Annotated in this window: 10 protein-coding genes; 3 read left to right on the top strand and 7 right to left on the bottom strand. The window is 50.3% G+C overall.

Translation table 11 applies throughout. From position 1 onward, the window contains the following. Nucleotides 1–5: 5 nt before the first annotated feature. On the bottom strand, nt 6–2,417 hold the full coding sequence (locus ACMGDE_RS03920; RefSeq protein ID WP_436831451.1) for an ABC transporter permease: 2,412 nt from the start codon (nt 2,415–2,417) through the stop codon (nt 6–8). 588 nt (nt 2,418–3,005) lie between these two features. Here ACMGDE_RS03920 and ACMGDE_RS03915 point away from each other — a divergent pair. Beyond that, nucleotides 3,006–4,190 (top strand): ATP-binding protein, encoded by a 1,185-nt coding sequence (locus tag ACMGDE_RS03915; protein WP_436831450.1) that lies wholly within the window; start codon nt 3,006–3,008, stop codon nt 4,188–4,190. 34 nt (nt 4,191–4,224) lie between these two features. On the opposite strand, the gene ACMGDE_RS03910 is transcribed toward ACMGDE_RS03915, so the two are convergent. Then, nucleotides 4,225–6,306, bottom strand: coding sequence for a helix-turn-helix domain-containing protein (locus ACMGDE_RS03910; RefSeq protein ID WP_436831449.1), 2,082 nt, complete (start codon nt 6,304–6,306; stop codon nt 4,225–4,227). A 199-nt stretch (nt 6,307–6,505) separates the two neighbouring features. Between ACMGDE_RS03910 and ACMGDE_RS03905 the strand changes: the two genes are divergently transcribed. Beyond that, the gene (locus ACMGDE_RS03905) at nt 6,506–7,105 is read left to right on the top strand and encodes an ankyrin repeat domain-containing protein (RefSeq protein WP_436831448.1); all 600 of its coding nucleotides are present in this window, start codon (nt 6,506–6,508) and stop codon (nt 7,103–7,105) included. 10 nt (nt 7,106–7,115) lie between these two features. After that, nucleotides 7,116–8,165, top strand: a complete 1,050-nt coding sequence (locus ACMGDE_RS03900; RefSeq protein WP_436831447.1) for an acyltransferase family protein — start codon at nt 7,116–7,118, stop codon at nt 8,163–8,165. A 10-nt stretch (nt 8,166–8,175) separates the two neighbouring features. Here the strand turns inward: ACMGDE_RS03900 and ACMGDE_RS03895 are convergent, their stop codons facing one another. The 5 genes from ACMGDE_RS03895 to ACMGDE_RS03875 form a co-directional block, all read right to left on the bottom strand. Then, on the bottom strand, nt 8,176–10,617 hold the full coding sequence (locus ACMGDE_RS03895; RefSeq protein WP_436831446.1) for an FtsX-like permease family protein: 2,442 nt from the start codon (nt 10,615–10,617) through the stop codon (nt 8,176–8,178). A 195-nt stretch (nt 10,618–10,812) separates the two neighbouring features. After that, the gene (locus ACMGDE_RS03890; protein ID WP_436831445.1) at nt 10,813–13,248 is read right to left on the bottom strand and encodes an ABC transporter permease; all 2,436 of its coding nucleotides are present in this window, start codon (nt 13,246–13,248) and stop codon (nt 10,813–10,815) included. A 211-nt stretch (nt 13,249–13,459) separates the two neighbouring features. Further along, entirely contained in the window at nt 13,460–15,868 is a 2,409-nt protein-coding gene (locus tag ACMGDE_RS03885; RefSeq protein WP_436831444.1) for an FtsX-like permease family protein, read from the bottom strand. A gap of 179 nt (nt 15,869–16,047) precedes the next feature. Continuing rightward, entirely contained in the window at nt 16,048–18,396 is a 2,349-nt protein-coding gene (locus tag ACMGDE_RS03880; protein WP_436831443.1) for an ABC transporter permease, read from the bottom strand. 215 nt (nt 18,397–18,611) lie between these two features. Then, nucleotides 18,612–20,993: an ABC transporter permease gene (locus ACMGDE_RS03875; RefSeq protein WP_436831442.1), complete on the bottom strand. Its 2,382-nt coding sequence runs from the start codon at nt 20,991–20,993 to the stop codon at nt 18,612–18,614. Nucleotides 20,994–21,077: the final 84 nt, after the last annotated feature.

The raw sequence follows: 21,077 nt of genomic DNA, 5'->3' as shown, positions 1-21,077 counted from the left end.
CAACACTACTCATCCCTCAATGAGTCGACAGGATTGGCCACCGCTGCCCGTACCGCTTGCCAGCTCACCGTAGCCAATGCAATCACCACTGCTACTAATCCCGCCCCGGCAAACATCCACCATTGGATATCGATGCGGTAGGCAAAATCGGCCAGCCACTTATTCATGATCCACCACGCGATGGGGGAGGCGATTACTACAGCAACCAGTACCAGCTTCACGAAATCTTTGGAAAGCAACCCCACCATGCCGGATACCGTAGCACCCAATACCTTGCGGATGCCGATTTCCTTATGCCGCCGTTCGGTGCTGAAGGCGGCTAAACCGTACAGGCCCAGGCAAGCGATGAAAATGGCCAAGGCGGAAAACACCAGAATGAGCGAAGCCGTCTTGCGGTCGGCGCGATACAATGCGTCAAATTCTTCATCAGCAAACTGGTATTCAAAAGGAGTATCTGGCATTAATTCCTTCCAGATGCGCGCTGCAGCTTCGTGGGCTTCGGTATGCCTTCCCGCAGCCGTCTTGACCAAAAAGGTAGAGGAGGATCCGGGATCGTTACTCAGCACCGCTGCCCCGATGGGTTCGTGCATGCTTTTATATACAAAATCCTGTACCACGCCGATAATCACCCCGGTATCGCTGCGGTTTACAAAACGCTGCCCAATGATGGGTTGCCGGATGCCGAGCTCACGCACTGCTGTCTCGTTGAGCACTACATTGCGTTCGTCTGCTTGGCTATGTGGGGTAAACCACCGCCCTTCCACCAGTTGCAGGTTGGCCAAAGCCATAAAGTTGGTGTCGACATCGAATGGTACGATGGGCGGGTCGAAGTCTGCTGCACGCCCATCCCAGTCAAACCCGCCCGAAGCGTTATCGTCCATGTTGACAACTGATCCGCCATTCATCACCGATATACGCTCCACGCTGCTCTCGGCAGACAGCTTTTGCCGCAACACATCGCGGATGTCGGTGCGTCCTGCTCGGAAATCAGCCGCCCAATATTGCCAGGGAACGTTCAATGTCATCACCTGCGAATGATCATAGCTGGCATGTTGGGTTTGGATGTATTGCATCTGCCGGTAAATGACGATGGTGCCGATCATCAGTACGATGGAAATGACAAACTGAACCACGACCAACGATTTGCGCAGTGCCGAATCCTGCATCCCCAAAATGTTTTCCCCCCGGAAAACGGTCACGGGCCGGAATGATGATAAGAGTAGGGCGGGGTAGATACCTGTTAGCAGTGTGCTGACGAGCAACGTACCACCCAGTAATTGCCAAAGCGTACGATCGGTGAGCGAGAGAACAAAATGATTATCCACCAGCTGGTTGAAGAAAGGCAGACAAATCCACGATAACAGGAGGGTGCAGCACAGGGCTAGGCAACTGGTCACCATTGCCTCCACAATGAACTGTTTAAACAGGTCGATCCTGCCCGCACCTACGATTTTCTTGATGCCCACTTCTTTTGCGCGCAATGACGCGCGGGCGGTAGTGAGATTCACATAATTGATACAGGCGATTGCAAGCAGTATACCACCAAGTATCATAAACACTTTAGTGGTTTTCAGGTTGCCGTGCTGGAAAGAGGAGGATTGGAGATCATCTTCGAAATGCATGTCCATGAGCCCGATGAGCCCGATCTGGACATCATCTTTCTTTTTGTCGCGGTGGGATGCCAGGATACCGTGCAGTTTTCCGGCAACGCTGACTGGGTTTGCTGTGGCTGCGATCTTGACAAATGTCCGGTAACCGAAGTTTCCCCAACCGAGGTCGGTCCGGCTGGCATTTGGGTCGGACAGCCTGGCGGCGATGGGAAGGTACATGTGGTACCGGAAATTGGAGTTGGTCGGGAAGTCTTTGATCACACCCTGCACCTGGTGGTCGATCGAGTCGATACGCAGGGTCTTACCCACGGCCGACCCTTTCCCGAAATACCGGCGCGCATTTGATTCGGTGAGGATGACACTGTGTAGATGGCTGTTGAAGGCCTTAGCACTTCCTTCCACAAAATCGTAATCGAACATCCCAAACCACTGCTCATCCACCTGCGCCGCCGCTTTCTCCTTCAGCCGTTGCCCATCAACGGCAATGGTCGGCGTATCAAACCTCATCGCGCGTATCCGGGTCAGTGCCTCCAACTCGGGCAATTGTTTTTTGGCCTCCTCGCCTAGCAAATAAGGCGAATTTTCCCACACCCAAGTGTTGTTTTGATCAATCGTCAGATAGGTCTTCAGGCGGTATATGCGTTCCGCATCTTGATGATAGCCGTTGTAAGCATATTCATTTTTCACCCAAAGGAACACGAAAAAGGCCGCCGTCATGCCGATGGCAAGCCCTGATAGATTGATTAGAGTCGTTTTACGTTGGCGCAATAGTGTACGCCAGGCGGTTTTGAGGTGGTTCGTTATCATTTTTTTTAGACTTTAGACAACAGACACTAGACTTTAGACACTAGACACGCCTATCCTTGCTCCTACTATCCTTGTTCCATTAAATCGTTATCCCTTCTTCCTATCCTACCTCCGCTGTTTTAGCCTGTTGCGAACACGGCCTAGGATACGGCAGCGGAGCGCACCGGATCCAGACGAAGAGCAATAGGCTAAAACCTCATTCATCCCTCAAACTATCCGCGGGATTTGCGTTGGCAGCCTTGAGTGTATGAATCCCCATCGTCAGGGCAGCTGCGGCCAACACAACCACCCCCGCAAGCAGAAACACCCACCCGTTCAGCGAAATGCAATAGGCAAATCCTTGCAGCCATCATCGCTATTAATTGTCGGCTCCGGTTGTCACCGTTCATAATGGTGCCGACAGTTATTGCGCCAAAAGTATAATTGGCTGTAAATCAAAATGATATGGCTTTGGGATCCCAATATGTGTTCGATATCGAACACTTTATTGTTCAAAAACGGACAAATAAGCGATTTTTATCAAGTAAAGCTTGCTTTTACTCAATACATTGAGTAATTTTACTCAACACATTGAGTAAATTCCAAATCATGTTTGAACGCCCTTATCTAGAAGGCCTTACAGTCCGGATAAAAGAGCCTAGAAAGTTTATACAAGTATTGATGGGACCTCGGCAGGTAGGGAAAACCACCTTAATTACGCAGTTGACGAAAAAAATGGATATGCGTCATTTGTTTGTTTCGGCTGATGCGGTGGCGGCTTCAGATAGCGGGTGGCTCATTCAGCAATGGGATACTGCCCGTACGCTGATGGAACAAAGGCAGGCAAATGAGTTTCTATTGATTATTGATGAAATACAAAAAATTAATAACTGGAGCGAAACGGTAAAACTGCTTTGGGATACCGATACGCGCAAGCAAATCAATTTGAAAGTCATCCTATTGGGATCTTCCCGCCTATTGTTGCAACAGGGGCTTACCGAATCGCTGGCCGGGCGTTTTGAAACCACGTATATGGGGCATTGGTCTTTTGATGAAATGCAACAGGCTTTCGGTTGGGATATCGATCAATACGTTTGGTTTGGCGCCTATCCTGGCTCGGCATCTCTGGTGGCCGATGAGGATCGCTGGAAACGGTATGTAGCTGAATCGTTGATCGAAACGAGTATATCGAAGGATATCCTGATGCTTACCCGGGTAGACAAGCCCGCGTTGATGAAGCGGCTTTTTGAGCTCGGTTGTATCTATTCCGGACAAATCCTTGCTTACACCAAGATCATGGGGCAATTGTTGGATGCCGGCAATACCACCACGCTGGCACACTACCTTCAACTGTTGAATACTGCCGGACTGCTCAGCGGAATCGAAAAATTTGACCGGAAAGCCTTACGGAAGCGTTCGTCTAGTCCGAAATTTCAGGTGCATAATACGGCACTGATCAGTGCACAGCGTGCCGAGTATTTTCAGGAAGTACGCCACCAACCCGAGCTGTGGGGGAGGATGGTCGAATCTGCCGTCGGCGCACACCTGATTAATGCCGCTTACGCCGACGGGTTCAATACTTATTATTGGCGAGAAGGCGGACTGGAGGTCGATTTCGTATTAGAGCACCGCGGCAAAGTCATTGGCATTGAAGTGAAGAGTGGCAGCAACCAACCAAAAATTAGTATGACCCAATTCAGCAAGCAAATCAATCCCGGTCGAATATTATTGGTGGGAAATGGGGGCATTCCCTGGCAGGAGTTCCTCAAAATAAATCCAAAATCACTTTTTTAGGGGCTTACCGTATACGTGTACATTGGTCAAACGCCTAAAGCAGCCCCTTCTCTTCCAGAGATGCTTTAATCTCGTTGTGCTGATCCCAAAACTTGGTCTCGATGGCATGCATGACGCGCTTAAACGCTGGGAGACCCCTGATGGGGTCGACGATGGGGTCTTCGGGCAATAACAGAATCCAGTATTGGTAATTATCTTCTTCCGAAAACAACTGCAGGTGTTCAATTGCTTTTTGGGCATTCCGCTGATACAGGTAATACAGCGCCAGGTGCATATGTTTATAGATCGACTGATCGTTATCGGAAAAAGCCTTGAAATCGGCGGCAAACTTATCCGCTTCTTCCCTGAAACCCTTATTGGCCAATATGATGGCGATGGTTAAATCGACGTTTCCAAAAATATCCAGTTGTTGGCGTTCCCTGATTTCGATAAACCGCTTATAATATTGGTAAGCACGTTCATCATCACCCGTGTAATGATAGGCTTTTGCGAGTTCTTGCAAGATGTGCAGCTGGTTAGGATCTCGCTCCAGTTCCTTCAATAGCACCTGCCTACCGGCTAGGGTGTTTTTGTCTCTGGCAAAAAGAACCGCCGCTTTGACCCATATGGCAAAAGAATTAGTAGGATTGTAATCCAACGACTTATCGATGTAAGCAAGCGCTTCATCAACGAATCCGGTTTGGATAAACGCATTGCTCAGGTGCAAGTAATTAAGGCTTGCTGCCGCAGAATCGCGTGCGGCGGCATCCAATCGGAGTCCCCATAGCGCATATTCCAGGTATTTGGCCGTATTGGGGGTGAAGTTGTTGTAAAAATCCGAAAGGAAATTGATGGCCAGGATGGAGTTGGGATTGTATTCCAATGCCTTCTCAAAATAAGGAATGGCCGCCTTGTATTCTTTTTTATGCGCATAGAACAGCGCTTTGGCAATCAGGCTTTCCGGGAGTGTGGGGTCGTGGAATACCGCCTTGTCTGCAAAGTCAGCGATTTCGGCCGTATATTGCTGATCGGCCATGAAAATATCCAGGTAATAGCAGGCTATCGCGCTGCAGGCATAGGCGAGTGCAAATTTTTCATCGTACCCGATGGCTTGCTTGAAATATCCGATGGCGTTTTTCAGGTTGTCGCTGCCCCCTTGTTGCAGCAACTCCACGCCCTGTAAAAACAAATCATAAGCGACCAGATTTTCCGTGGGTTTCTTTTCTATGCGCCTTCGTTCGTCTTGCGTGACAATGGCTTGGATCTCTTTCGTGATGTCTTTCGCGATTTCCTCCTGTAGCAGAAAAATATCAGTTGTGTGACGGCGGTATTGCTTGGACCAGAGGTGTCTGTCGCTAGGTCCCTCGATGAGTTGGATGTTCAGCAAAAGCTGGTCACCGATTTTTTGACCGCTTCCTTCCACAAAATAGTGGACATTCAGTTCTTTAGCCATTTCCGGAATGGATTTCGCAACGTTGCGGTACTTTTCTGCGGATGTCCGGCTGACGACCTTGAGGTCTTTTATTTTTTGGAGGTTGTTGAGTGTCGACTCCATCAACCCGTTGATCACATATAGGTTGGTCGAATCATTGCTTTCGTTTTTAAACGGCAATACGGCTATTGATTTTTCAAGTGGGGTTGATGGCGGCCGCCGCCAGAAATAATAACCCAGCAAACCAATAGCCAGCAGGGTAAGCGCGGTTAGTGCCCCTACAACGATCAAGCGCCGTCTAGGGCGGGGGTGCGCCAACGGTGTAGATTCACGATTTTCATTGACGGGGAGGGTGGCTGCTGCTGGGATTCTTTTGTGTACTTCTCCCGGCGGATACCCGTAATGCTCCCGGAAGCATTTGATAAAATAGGAAGTGCTGCCAAACCCTACTTGGTAAGCTATTTCGGAGACGGTCAGTGGAGCAGTTTTCAGCAGGTCCATGCCGCGCGCTAAGCGTACTTGCCTGATCAGCTGGCTAACCGAGAGATTACTCAGGGACCTCACCTTCCGCAGCAGATTTGACCGGCTCATGTGCAGTTCGTTGGCCAGTTCGGACACACCAAACTGTTCGTCAGATAGATTATCCTCGATAATAGCCGTGACTTGGCTGATAAAGCCGTTGGTGTCAGAATGCAAATCCGGCATAGCGTAGCCCTGCTTTTCTTTGAAACAAAGATACCCTTTGCACCGGGCTTTGCATCATAGTTTATGCCTATTCGTCATAATTTATATTGCCTACTTCAAACTTAATGCTTTTATCCGCAAAACTGTTTAGCCCACGCCAGGGCATTGGCCGACCTTTACCGTATTGAAAATACGCCAATAAAATTAATGGAATAACATGATGAAAACACCAACAATCAATTTGCCGAAAGCAGTTCTTGGGATGACGTTTTTGGCTACCCTTATGCTGACAGTCGCCTGCTCCGGCGGGAATGGTTCTGCACAACAAGATGGCGCATCGTCAAGCGCAACAGGTGACGTTGAACCTCCGGCAGTCGATATCCACACGGCCGTGATCACCGAAAACGTAGCGGCACTCAAGCAGCATATCGCCGCCGGGACCGATCTCAACGAGAAAGACGCGTTTGGCGGTTCGAGTCCATTAATAACGGCTGTCATCTTCGACAAAGCGGTGATGGCTGAGCTATTGATAGCAGCTGGAGCTGACTTGAATTTCCGGAATAACGAAGGGTCTACACCGCTTATCAGCGCTGCTTTTTTCGGCCGCCCCGAAATCGTCAGGATATTGCTGGATAAAGGTGCCGACAAAACGATCAAGAATAAGTATGGGGCTACCGCCTATGATTCCGTGTCGGCACCTTTCAATGAGGTGAAAAACACCTATGATATGCTTGGCAAAATGCTGGCACCCATGGGACTAAAGCTTGACCATGCTCAACTCGAAAAGGTCCGGCCGGAAATTGCGGCCATGTTAAAATAGGGTATACAGGATGGAAACAACGATTCGGAGGTATGATATCGATTGGATCAGAGTGATTGCGATCGGTCTGCTCTTGGTTTATCACGTGGCAATCGGCTTTCAGCCCTGGGGTGTTATGATTGGATTTATTACCACAGACAAGCCTTGGGTGGCCTTATGGCTTCCCATGACCTTGCTCAATGTGTGGCGCATACCCCTCTTGTTTTATGTATCGGGCATGGGGGTTTATTTCGCTATTCAACGCAGGAATTGGCGGCAACTGCTGCGTGAACGAGCCAGCAGGATTCTACTTCCCTTTCTTTTCGGGGCAGTCTTCATTGTTCCCATCCATGTATACCTTTGGCAACATTACTATCAATTTGATCGAAGTTATTCGCCCAGTCCCGGCCACCTCTGGTTTTTGGGCAACATCATGGTTTATGTCGTCGTGCTATCACCGGTTTGCTTTTATCTGAAGCGCCATGAAATGGGGCGAATCGTTACGTGGCTGAAAAAAGCACTTAACCATCCGCTGGGTTTGGTGCCGGTCTTCGGCGCGTTCGTTGCCGAAGCCGTGCTCATGGATCCGAAGCCCTTCGAACTGTACGCGATGACGGGGCATGGATTTTTGCTCGGGCTGCTAGCCTTTTTCTTTGGGTTTTGCTTCGTGCTCGCCGGTCGCTCATTTTGGGAGATGCTGCTGAAATGGCGGTGGCTGTTTTTGGGAGTGGCACTCCTGCTTTTTGCCGTCCGGCTCCTATACTTTAGGTCCGAAGCCCCGAATTACCTGCGCTCCATAGAGTCCAATTGCTGGATTTTGCTGGTTTTTGCGCTCGCCCACAAGTACCTCAACCGTCCCAGCCAAACCCTGCGCTACCTGAGCGGGGCGGCCTATCCGATCTATATTGTCCATATGATATTCCTGTACTTGGGCAGCCTGCTCATCTTCCCATTGGATATAGGAGCCCCCTTGCAGTTTACGTTGCTGTTGTTATTTACAGGGGTCGGAAGTTTCGCGGTATATGAACTGGTCATCCGCCGAGTAAATGTCCTCAGGCTTTTGTTTGGCTTGAGGCGGTAGCTCGTCTCTATCACTCATCCCTTAACGACTCGACCGGATTCGCCACGGCTGCCCGTATCGCCTGCCAGCTCACCGTAATCAATGCAATGATTACCGCCACCGCGCCTGCCACAGCAAACATCCACCATTGGATGTCTATCCGGTACACGAAATCCTCCAGCCATTTGTTCATTGCCCACCAGGCGATGGGGGAGGCGATGACCACTGCAATCAATACCAGCTTTACGAAATCCTTCGAGAGCAAACCGACGATGCCGGACACCGTGGCGCCCAATACCTTGCGGATACCGATTTCCTTCGACCGCTGGAAGGCCGTGAGCGTCGCCAAGCCGAACAGGCCAAGGCAGCTGATGAAGATGGTAATACCCGTGGCCGCCCGTATCAAGATTTGGGTATTGCGGTCACTTTCATAGAACTCCTCAATGAATTTGTCGTAAAAGCGGTATTCAAACGGCACACCGGGATACACCTTGTTCCACTCGCTTTCGATGGCTTTGAGGGCACCGGTCCATTGGGCAGTTTCCTTGGTCAGCTTGATGTTGAACGTATGTAAGTTACTTTTCTGTGACGCGATGGCTGTTGGTTGGATTTCTGCGCGGAGCCCAAATTGATGGAAATCGCTTACCACACCCACGATTGGGTAGGCGTTTCCATTGAAAGGCGTCACCAGCATCTGGCCGACGGCTTCCTCGGGAGAAGAAAATCCGAATGCGGTCACCGCTTTTTCATTGATGACGAGTTCATTGATGGTATCAGAAGGGCGGATATTCCTTCCGGCCAGGAGCTTCAGGTCATAGAGCCCGATATAGGCTGTGTCGGCAAATTTCAAGTGCATCGCCTGTTGAATCTCCAATGTATCCCTGAAGTAGCTGTAGGTATTGCTCATCATGCTGTTGTTCATCGGTCGGTCGCCTAATGCTACTCCAGCGAGGGAAGGCACCCGTTCCAGCTCGTTTTTCAGCACAAACTCTTTGTCCTTGTTTTCGCTCCGGTTGTATACCTTATAGGGCACATCGATGGTAAGCATGGCGTCTTTATTAAAGCCCAAGTCTTTGTTCAGCATATAGTTGAGCTGTTGGCCCGTGATGACGGCCGAAATGATGAATACCTGGGCAACGAGAAACTGGAAGACGATCAGTCCTTTGCGAAGCGACAGCTTATTCCGGCCGATGGTTTTTTCCGTCTGCCCTTTCAGAATGTTCACCGTATTGACCCGAGTCGATAGGAACGCCGGATACAAACCGGAGAGGAGGGATATGACGGTGACCAGCAAGAGCATAAACAAGAACATTCCCCCGTAGTTTACGTATTCAAACATTCCCTCGGGCAAAAATGCAGCAAACACCCTGCTCGCCAAAAACGTCAGCAAAAAGGAGAGGAGCATGGCAAATAGGGTGACGGTAAAGGTTTCGCCGATGAAGCGGTTGATTAAGCTGTTGGCCGTGCTTCCCAGCGTTTTGCGGATGCCGATTTCCCTGGCCCGCTGGGGGAGGAGGGCTGTGCTCAGGTTGATGTAATTGATGCAGGCAAGCACAAGCAAAAATCCACCCACCGCCATCAGGCCGTATAAGACGTTCTTGTTTGCCGTGCGGGTCTGTGCACCAAACTCGGCAGCGAAATGTTTTTCAGATAACGGCAATAGCTCGTACCAACTTTCGTACTTGAATTTTGCAAACAGCTCCTCGTTGAACTTCTTGTTTACTGCATTTAATTGGTCTACGATGTGCTGCGGATGAGTCTGGCTGCTGGCCTTCAAAAATACGAGGTCGTTTGAATTTTTTGCGCCCCAGCCGTCGTGATTCATATCTGCATCGGCGACGCGCATGAACTCCGTATTGTCGAGGTTGAAACTATTTGGATAATCGAGGGCAGCCACGATACCGGAAACCTGTTTGTGCAGGGTATCGTCGTAGATAAGCGTTTTCCCCAGCATCTGGTCGGGCGTAAGGTCTGGGAAATACCCGCGGGCCTTCTTTTCGGTAAGGACCACCTTGTCCGGGGCATTGAGCGCGGTTTGCTTATTGCCCGCTAGCCATCGGTATTCGATCATGTCGAAGTAGCTCGGCAGTGTGGTTACCTGGCCGGTATTGCTGTCGAATACAGCCGGTTTATCCTTGTCGCCATTCGGCACGGTCACCGAATTGTAATACCGATAAAACATCGGAACCACTAATGCCGCACCCGATACGTCATTCAACAGCACATTCACCACCGGCTTGGAGACACCCGCGAACCCGCCTTCGTATCCTTTTTCATCCTTGCTCCTGCTCACCAGCTGATAGATGCTGTCCGCATCGGGAAATCTTTTGTCAAAGCTGTATTCATAGTCCACCATGCGGTAGATGATCCAGCAGGCGCTGATGCCAATAGCGAGGCCCAATACGTTCAACGCCGTGAAGAGCCGATTGCGCCATAGGTGGCGGAAGGTGGTTTTGATGTAGTTCTTTATCATTTTTTTAGACTTTAGACTTTAGACACTAGACAAGAGACATTAGACACGCCTGTCCTTGCTCCTACTATCCTTATTCCATTAAATCATCTTCCCCCTTCCCAATCCTACCTCCGCTGTTTTAGCCTGTTGCGAACACGGCCTAGGATACGGCAGCGGAGCGCACCGGATCCAGACGAAGAGCAATAGGCTAAAACATCACTCATCCCTCAAGCTGTCGACCGGATTGGCCACGGCCGCTTTCACAGCTTGCCAACTCACCGTGGCGAGCGCAATCATCACTGCCGCGAACCCAGCCAAAGCAAACATCCACCATTGGATGTCAATGCGGTAAGCAAAATCCTCCAGCCATTTGTTCATCGCCCACCAGGCAATGGGGGAGGCGACGAGGACGGCTATCAATACGAGTTTCACAAAGTCTTTCGTCAATAAGGTGACAATGCCCGACACCGAGGCCCCCAGCACCTTGCGGATACCGATTTCCTTGATGCGTTGCCGTGTAGTAAATGTAATCATACCCAAGAGGCCGATACATGCAATGATGATGGCCAATAGCACTACAGACAAGCCGATTTTCAACGTGGAATGGTAAACCCAATATGTCTCATTGAGCGCGTCATCCAAAAAATAGAAGTCCATGCCTATAGTAGCTGTATGCTTACTCCAAGCCTTGTTCACGCTTTCCATCAGCCGGTGGATGTCGGTATTTTCCGCAAACCGGAAGACGGCCAAGTTCGCATCCGCTCCTGGCGAATAGCTGAGCAGTAGCGGACCGACGGCTTGGTGCAGCGACTCGAAATGGAAATCCCGAATAAGGCCTATCACGGTGTATCCGGTACTGTCATTCGTGAATATCGTAGCATTCACCACATTGCGGAGCCCCAATGCGTTGGCGGCTTGCTGATTGATGATGACACGCTTAAAGTTTTGTTGAGCTACCGCGGAGAAGTCTTTGCCGGCAAGAAGCTCAATGTCCATCGTCTTCAGGTAATCCTCATCCACCCACCAGTTTCTGAGCGGGATGGCACCCGCCTGTTCTTTGCTGGGGCTCGTGGAGAAGTGCCCTTCCATCTTTGACGAGTTTACCGGCAAAGAGCCGGTGAGCGAACCGCCGATGACCCCAGGGATGGTTAATACCTCATCTTTAAAGGCCTCGCTTTGGGTATGGAGCGAACGGAGGTTCTGGACTACCAGTATCCCCGCTTTATCATATCCCAGATCCTTTTGCTGGATGTACCGCAGTTGCTGGTAAATGATGGTGGTGCTGATGAGCAATAAAACAGTGATGGAAAATTGGAAAATAATAAGCACCTTTCTGAGGGGGGCGTTTCTTCCCCTTAGGGCATTTTTGGCCTGTATCGCTGCGAGAGGCCGGATACGTGAATAGGACAATGCCGGGTACCAGCCCGCGGCAAATCCTACTAGGATGGCTGTACCCAATACCAATGCCAGCAGTGTGGGTGACAAGAAACCACCGAAATCCAGACGAGTGCGCAGGGTATCGTTGACAAAAGGGAGCAAGACCGATGCAATGACGATGGCAACGCATAGCGAAATCAGCAGCAACAGGAATACCTCAACCAAGGCCTGTGTGATGAGTGTGCCCCTGCTGCTCCCCAGTACTTTGCGTATCCCAGTTGCAATGGTACGCTCCATCACTTTTGCCGTGGAGAGATTGATGAAATTGACGATGCCCATCAAAAGGGCAAACAACGCCAGTGAGCCAAGGATATACAGCGTTTGGATGTTGCTGTTCTCGCCCAATTCGCCTTCCCGTTGGCTATGCAGGTGGATGTCGATGAGTGGAAATAGGGAAAACTCCATCTGGTTTCCCGCACGCTCGAAGTGCTCCCAGCTATCGCTGGGCAACCCAAGCTGCCTGCTGGCAATGGGGTATATAGCCGTTTTTGCCACCTCCCTGAACTGGGTGTTGAGCGCCCGGTAGTCGGCCCCTTCTTTGAGCAATACAAAGGTGGTGAAATAGGCCCCGGCATAATTGACACCCCACGCGTAGGCGAGGTCCTTTACGGGGAAGAGGAAATCAAAGGCAAAAGAGGTTGTCTTGGGCGGATCGGCCATTACAGCGGTGATGAGGTACTTTCCTGCGGCCTGTTTGCCATGCGACAGGTTTTCGACCGTTATCATTTTGCCGACGGCATTTTCCTCACCGAAATATTTTTTTGCGATAGATGCGGTCACGACCACGGTATGCGGCGCCACCAGTAAGGAATTATTGTGCTGGCTAACCATCGGAAAGTTAAAAACCGCAAAAATAGTGGGATCAACAAAAGCCGCGCGTGACTCGCTTAGGTAGGTGTCTTCCTTTTTGATCACCAATTCCCCAATGGGGAAAATCCTTGCATACGCTTCGACCTCGGGGAATGTCTGCCACAGCGGACCGATGACATCGGACGTGCTGGCCGACTGTTTTTCCTGTTCGCCAAGGCGTAAGTCCATGTTCACGCGAAAAATCCGGTCAGCGTGGGCATAGTGCTTGTCAAAACGGTATTCATGCTGAGCATATAGTAGGCAAAGCACCATGAGCGTCAATGCGGTGGAGAGGCCTGCCACGCTTTGTAAGGCGTACCATCTATGGCGTACGATGCTTCGCCAGGCGGTTTTGATGTAGTTCATTATCTTTTTTCAGACTTTAGACACTAGATAAGAGACACTAGACTTTAGACACTAGACGCTCCAATCTTTGCTCCTTTTATCTTGCTCCAATTTTAAATCACTCATCCCCCCTTCCCAATCCTACCTCCGCTGTTTTAGCCTGTTGCGAACACGGCCTAGGATACGGCAGCGGAGCGCACCGGATCCAGACGAAGAGCAATAGGCTAAAACATCACTCATCCCTCAAGCTGTCGACCGGATTGGCCACGGCCGCTTTCACAGCTTGCCAACTCACGGTGGCGAGGGCAATGACCACAGCTACCAATCCTGATAACGCAAACACCCACCACTCCACATCGATCCGGTAAGCGAAGTCATCCAGCCAGGTATTCACCGCCCACCAAGCGAGCGGGATTGCCACCACGATCGCGGCCAACACCAGTTTGATGAAATCTGCCGATAGCAAGCGTACGATACCCGCCACCGACGCGCCCAGCACCTTGCGGATGCCGATCTCTTTTATACGCTGCTCAGCGGTGAACGTCGCCAACCCGAATAACCCTAAACAGGATATCGTGATGGAGAGGATGGTGAGTACACTAACCAGTTCGCTCACAGTGCTGTCCGCGCGGTAGAGCTCCGTAAAGTGGTCATCCAGGAACTGGTAGGAAAAATCACTTTCGGGCACAAGCCTATTCCAGGTCGATTGGATGTGGGCAATGGCTTCGGTAGACTTGGCGCCATTGATTTTTACTGACAGCTCGGAGTAGCCCCAATCACGGAAGTTGAATATGCAGAGCGTTTCGATTTTGTGGTGGAGCGAATTGAAATTGAAATCCCTGGCGATGCCGATGATTTGGCTTAGCGAGTCCATGCCGCCGAAACCAAACCGGGCGCCGATCAAGGACTCCATGGTGCCATCCGGTGTATCTTTCAACAGCTCCCGCGCCAGTGATTCGTTGATGATATACGTTTGGCCATTCTCTGTTTTGTTTTCGCTGGAGAAGTTCCGGCCAGCCACCAGCGGTATGTTATAGACATTCAGGAAATCGGGGTCTACAACGACCTGTGACGTGGCTAGCTGGCGCTCAGGGCCGTTGCCCTGAAACGTCACGCCAGTTTGGTGGAGATTATTGCCGAGCCGTTGGCCCGATGCGGTCACACCGCTGATGAGCGTACTGCTCATCAGCTCCTGCTTGAGGGCGTCGTACCGCGGATTGGACTTATTGTCCAGTGGGATGGTTACCACTTGTTCCCGGCTAAATCCGGGGTCTTTCTGCTGCATATAGCGGAGTTGCCTTGCAGCAAACAGGGAGGCAATGATCAGGAATATCGCACTGGCAAACTGGCCCACCACCAATGCATTTCTGAACAAGGATCTCCGACTACCTGATTCCGGTGATCCTTTCAGTACCTTGGTGGGCTGGAAACTCGATAAATAAGCCGCAGGGTATAAGCCTGATAAGACACCCACGACGGCGGTTCCGCCGACCAACGTGAGCAAGAGGCTGGGGTCAGTAAACAGCGGGAAACGGATCTCACGCTGACTCAGGTGATTGACATAGGGGAGCAGCAGGTAGACAAGCCCAATAGCGAGCAGGAGGGCTATGAAACAGAGCAGCATCGATTCCCCGATAAATTGCAGGTACAATTGCCCACGTACAGCACCCACCGTTTTACGAACGCCGATTTCCTTCGCCCGTGAAGCCGATCGGGCGGACGACAGGTTCACGAAGTTGATGGCAGCGATGATGAGCACGATAAGTGCAATGATCGAAAACACGCCGGTGTATTTGCCGTCGAACTTGTGATAATTGAGGTAATCGTGTGTGATGTCTGTCGAGTGGGCATGCACCTGATGCAAGGGTTGTAAGAATAATTCGTAACCCTTTGCCCGTTCCTCGCCCATATGGGCCTGCAGATAGGGCGGGAATTTTTTCTCCAATGCGGCGATGTTCGCTCCCCCAGCTAATTCCAGGTAGGTCGTGAGCCAGTTGCCGCCCCAGTTTTCCATGTTCTGCGGACTGGTAGTGGTGTTGAACGATAGCAGTCCCTCGAATTGCAGGTGGGAATTTTGAGGCGTATTTTCCAACACACCAGTGACGGTAAAGTCCACTGTGTCATTCCCGAAATGGGTCACCGTTTTGCCCATTGCCTCTTCGTCACCGAAAAGGCTCAGGGCGCTTTTGGCCGTCAGCACCACGCTGTTTGGCTTTTGCAGGGCAGTAGCGCGGTCTCCTTTGATCAGCTGAAAGTCAAAGAGCTGGAAAAACGTAGAATCCACCCAAAGGGACGTTGTCAACATTGTTTTGGTATCCCTGTATTGCAAGGGAAATTTCCCGCCATCACGGACACGGGTAAAATTGAGGATTTCCGGAAATTCATCCTGTAGCGTCGGACCCATGGGAAACATGGAAAGTGCGACGTTCTGCGGAGCCGCCATCCCCTCCCATTTCTGTACCTCATTGAGCCGGTAAATGTTTTTCGTGTGGAGGCCATCGAAACTTCGTTCGTAGGATACGAATAACATGATGACAATGCACACGGCCATACCCACGGCCAGCCCCATGATGTTGATGGACGAGTAGAACTTGCTTTTCCATAAGTTCCGCCATGCGATTTTGAAATAGTTCTTTATCATTTTTTAGACTTTAGACAAGAGACATTAGACACTAGATTGGCCCGCCGCCAACCACCACTTACTCATCCCCCAATACCCCTTCCTACCACTATTGTTTTAGCCTGTTGCAAAGACGGCCTAGGATACAGTAGCGAAGCGCCCTGAATCCAGACGACGCGCAACAGGCTAAAACTAAAACATCACTCGTTCCTAAGCGAGTCAACCGGATTGGCTTTAGCTGCTTTGACAGCCTGATAGCTAATGGTAACGCATGTGATGGCAAAACCCAAAATACCCGTCACCATAAACATCCACCATTGAAGTTCGATACGGTAAACAAAATGATCGAGCCACTTACTCATGACGTACCATGCTATAGGTACCGCAATAAGAAAAGCCAATCCAACCCATTTTATAAAATCCGTTGATAAAAGCTTTACAATGCCCGCAATGCTAGCGCCCAAAACCTTGCGAACGCCGATCTCTTTGGTCCGTCGAATAACCATAATCGATAGTAGACCCAAAAAGCCAAGCGAGCTGATGATGATGGATACCACCGCCGCAATCCAGATAAGCTTTTCCAATAGCGCTTCCTTTTCGTAAAGACTAGCGATCTGCTCGTCGTAAAAATTGTATTCAAATAGCGCATTCGGATACCAGGTGTTCCATTCTTTTTCCAGCGCATTCAATAACCTGCCGGGATTATTCCCCGCATATTTAATGGCTAGGTTCTTTAGGCGGGTCTCATTATAGCCGATCACCGTAGGCGACACAGCTTCATTCAATGAATTGGTGTTGAAATCCGTGACCACACCCACAATCTGACCGCTTTGCTGATCGTTTAATCCGCCGGCCATCAACGTCTTGCCGATAATATCCGCCGGATGATTAAAGCCCAGCTTGTGTGCCATTTTTTCGTTGACAAGAAATTCCGGATTTGCGGAATCCTTCTTGAAGTTCCTACCTGAGACGAGTTGGACACCAAAAGTCTGAAGATAGGACGTATCGCCGATGGCGTATCGAGGTGCCCAGGTTTCCCATTCGGGATTGTTGTCAAACTGTATGGTACCACCCCAAACCTTCTCATTCGATGGCGGATTGTCACAAAAAGTGAAGGATTGGACATCGCTGCGGTTGTGAAGGAAGTGGGTGAGACGCTCCCTAGCCGCCAACATGTCTTTTTTCATAGGGAAGAGGAGTACGGTTTCCCGATTAAAGCCCATATCCGTATTCTTGAGATAAGAAACCTGACTGACAATGACAATGGTAGACGTGACCAGCACTAAGGCAATGACGTTCTGGAACACGATTAAAGACTTGCTGCCCAGGCTCCAATTCCCTGCCATCTGCTTCTTCAAAGCGGTATGTATACGGGCTGTGCTGAGGGAAAATAACGGAAAAACGCACGACAACAGACATACGCTAAACCACACGCCTACCGATACGGCAACTAAATTACCTATGGATAGTAGTTGGATCGGTTCACTGATGAATAGATCGTGATTTGCCCAATCCATGAAGAACCAGCAGAGTAGCCAGGCTAATAACAAGGCGAGGAACGAAACCAACGACGATTCGACCATGAATTGTACGAACAACTGCCTTTTTGAACTGCCTAATACTTTTCGGATACCCATTTCCACGCTTCGGTACAGCTGCTGCGCAGAAACCATATTGGTATAATTGACGGTGGCCATAAATAAAATCCCAATACCGATGATCGCAAGGATCACCAACAGGGAATGTTGCGTAGCCTTGCCATAAGCTGCATCAAAATGAAAGGATGTCAATGGAAGTAACTTGTAAGTATAGTAATTGAGCACCTCCTTGTCCCAATGTTTTGCCAGCAAATCATGAATGCCCTGTTCCACGCTATCTTTATCCTGCGCGTTACGTAAGGTCAAGATGATGTTGTTGGAAGAATGGAAGTATCCCCAGTTGCTGAAGAAACCATCCCCGTCAGGTATTTGGCGCAGCGTACCGATGGAGGCAAGTGAAAAGTATATTTCCGACCGGAAGTCGGAGTTTCTGCGGCTGTCGTCAATTACACCGATTACCTCCACCGGTAATTGGCCGTCGACATAAATGGTTTGACCCACGGCCTCCTTTTTACCAAAGAAAGTCCTGGCCATGGATTGGGTTAGTGCGACCGTGTTGGGTTCGTTCATCTGCGCGGGGTCACCCTGCAACCACGGAAAATCCATCAGTTCAAAATAGGCCGAAGAAACGAAGGCAGCTTTGCCGTCCGTTTTTTGCAACTGATCATTCACCTTGAGGGTGAAGTCCTGTTTTTCGATGTATAGAGCAGCTTTTTCCACCTGTGGCAATTCCTGTTGGATAGCTTCATACATGGCATAGGAACCACCTTTGTTATGCTCCGTTTTGTCAAGGTGGAGGTCTTCAACCACGATGAAGGTTCGGTCGGCATGGGGATGAAATCGATCAAAGCTTAATTGATAGCTATTGAAGATATAGATAAATAGACAACAGGCGATGGACAAACCCAATCCGAAGATATTCAAAAAGGAATGAAATCGGTATTTGCGCATTTGGCGTACTGCTGTCCTAAAAAATATATTCATCATAAGCTATCCTCCCGTGCGGCAATATGACATGTATCGTATTTCATTTATTTTGGTTGCATTATTCATCCCCCAATACCTCTTCCTACCACTATTGTTTTAGCCTGTTGCAAAGACGGCCTAGGATACAGTAGCGAAGCGCCCTGAATCCAGACGACGCGCAAGAGGCTAAAACTAAAACATCACTCATCCCTTAAACTATCCACCGGATTGGCCACCGCTGCCCGTATCGCCTGCCAGCTTACGGTGAGCAGCGCGATGGCCACCGCGATAAAGCCCGCCGCTACGAATACCCACCAATGAATAGCCGTGTGGTAAGCAAAATCAGCCAGCCAGCGGTGCATGACCCACCACGCAATGGGCAGGGCAATGCCAATGGCAATCAAGACGAGCTTGATAAAGTCCGACGACAAGAGCTGCACGATGCGCGATACCGATGCGCCCAACACCTTGCGGATACCGATTTCCTTGACCCGCTGCGTGGTGCTGTACGATGCCAGTCCGAACAGGCCCAAGCAGGAGATAAAGATCGCCAGGATGGCAAAGTTAAGGAACAACCGCCCAAACTGCTCTTCGCTGCGGTACTGCCGGTTGAAATATTCGTCCAAGAAGAAATACGTAAATGGTTGATTGGGTATCGCAGCCTTCCATTCCTTTTCAATGGCGGCGATGGTCCCAGCCATGTCGGTGGTCGACACCTTCGCCGAAATCAGGCTCCAGCTGCCGGGTTCGATGCGCATGGTCAACGGCGCAATCTTGTCTTGCAGTCCCCGGTAGTGGAAATCCTTGATCACGCCGATGATTTGCCCTTCACGTCCCCACTGTTTGAAGCGTTTTCCAACCGCCTCGGCGGGGGTGCTGTATCCGAATAGTTTGACGGCCGCTTCATTCATGATCATCGCCTGAGTAGAATCCGTGCCAAAGTCGCGTGAAAATCCACGTCCGGCGGCTACTTTAATATCATAAAGGTCGATGTAATCAAAATCTACGAAATAAAGATCGAGATTCGCGATTTGCAGATCCCCGTTGGTATTTTCAATTTCCGAATACGCCCCGGGGTTGCCGCCTCCCGGCACACTTCCGGAAAAAGCGGTGCCCTTTACAGCGGGGATGCCTGCGAGGGCCTGCCGAAACGCTTCCTTGGCAGGACTGCCCTTGGTATCGATGACCACCGTCTGTTCTTTGCTGAATCCGAGGTTTTGATTGCGCATGTACTGCATCTGGCGATATACGGTGATGGTGCCGAAGATAAGCGCGATCGAAATGGTGAACTGCACCACCACCAGCGCTTTCCGCAAGAAAATCCCCCTCGTGCCGGTAGCGAAGCGCCCTTTTAATACGGCCACGGGTTTGAAGCTTGATAATACCAGCGCTGGATAAATGCCCGCAAGCAGTCCTACGCAGACTGCGGTGAGAAAGAGGAGGCCGATGTGGGCCAAGCTTGGAAAAATCCCCTCGCTGACCACTTTTCCCGCCAGTTGGTTGAATAGGGGCAGCAACAGGATGGAAATCCCTACCGACAGGACAAACGCGATCAGGCACAGCAGCACCGAATCGCCAATGAATTGCCGGATGAGCTGCGGGCGTTCAGCGCCCACCACCTTGCGGATCCCGATTTCCTTCGCCCGTTCCGTCGATCGGGCGGTGGTCAGGTTGATGAAGTTGAAAGCCGCGATCAGCAGGATAAATATCGCAACGATGGAAAAAATATAGACATTCTTGATCTTACCAGCATTAGAGCCATCACGGGTAGAGTGAAGGTACACATCGTTGAGCGGCTCCAAGAAGAGCGTCACAAACATCTGGCTTTGTTTCATCTCGCTGCCGTTGCGTTTTTCCAGAAATGCGGGGAATTTGGTTTGCAAGCCTTCGGCATCAACACCGGGCTTCAATAATAGATAGGCCTCGGCGCCATAGTTGCCCCACTGTTCGTCAAGCCCGGCATTGAGCTTTTGGGTGAGTGTACTCATCGATACCACCATATCCGCTTTCAACCGGGTGTTTTCAGGCATATCCGCCATCACGCCGGTGACGGTCACCGCCAGTTCTTCCTGGGCGATGAGTAGCGTTTGTCCGATAGGGTTGGCATCGCCAAAATATTTTTTAGCAGCGCTTTCGGTCAGCACCATATTGAACGGTTCTTTCAACGCGGTCTTGGGATCACCCTGGAGCAGCGGGAAATCGAAGACCGACAGGAAGGCCGAATCGGCAAAGGCACAGGCGTCTTCCTGAAACTGGATGTCGTCTTTCTTGACAATGAAATCCGCATTGTTGAAACGGACGAATGCCTCCACCTCGGCAAACTCGTCAATCACATTGGGCGCCACTGCCCAAGAAGGTTTGTTGGCGTTGATGGTTTCCGTAGGCGTTTTGATGTCCGCCACCACCCGGTATATGCGGTCAGCCTTGTCGTGGAACCTGTCATAGCTCAACTCAAAATTGACGTACAGGAAAATCAAAAAGCTGGCCGTCATGCCCACGGTGAGGCCCATAATGTTGATGAAGGAGAAAGCCTTGCTTTTCTTCAGGTTCCGCCACGCGATTTTGAGATAATTCTTGATCATTTTTTAGACGTTAGACATTAGACAAGAGACATTAGACTTTAGACAAGAGACTGGCCTGCTACGATTTACTCATCCCTCACCGAC

The sequence above is a fragment of the Parapedobacter brassicae genome (assembly GCF_051400755.1).
Lineage (GTDB): Bacteria > Bacteroidota > Bacteroidia > Sphingobacteriales > Sphingobacteriaceae > Parapedobacter.
This window is presented reverse-complemented; position numbering and strand designations above follow the sequence as displayed.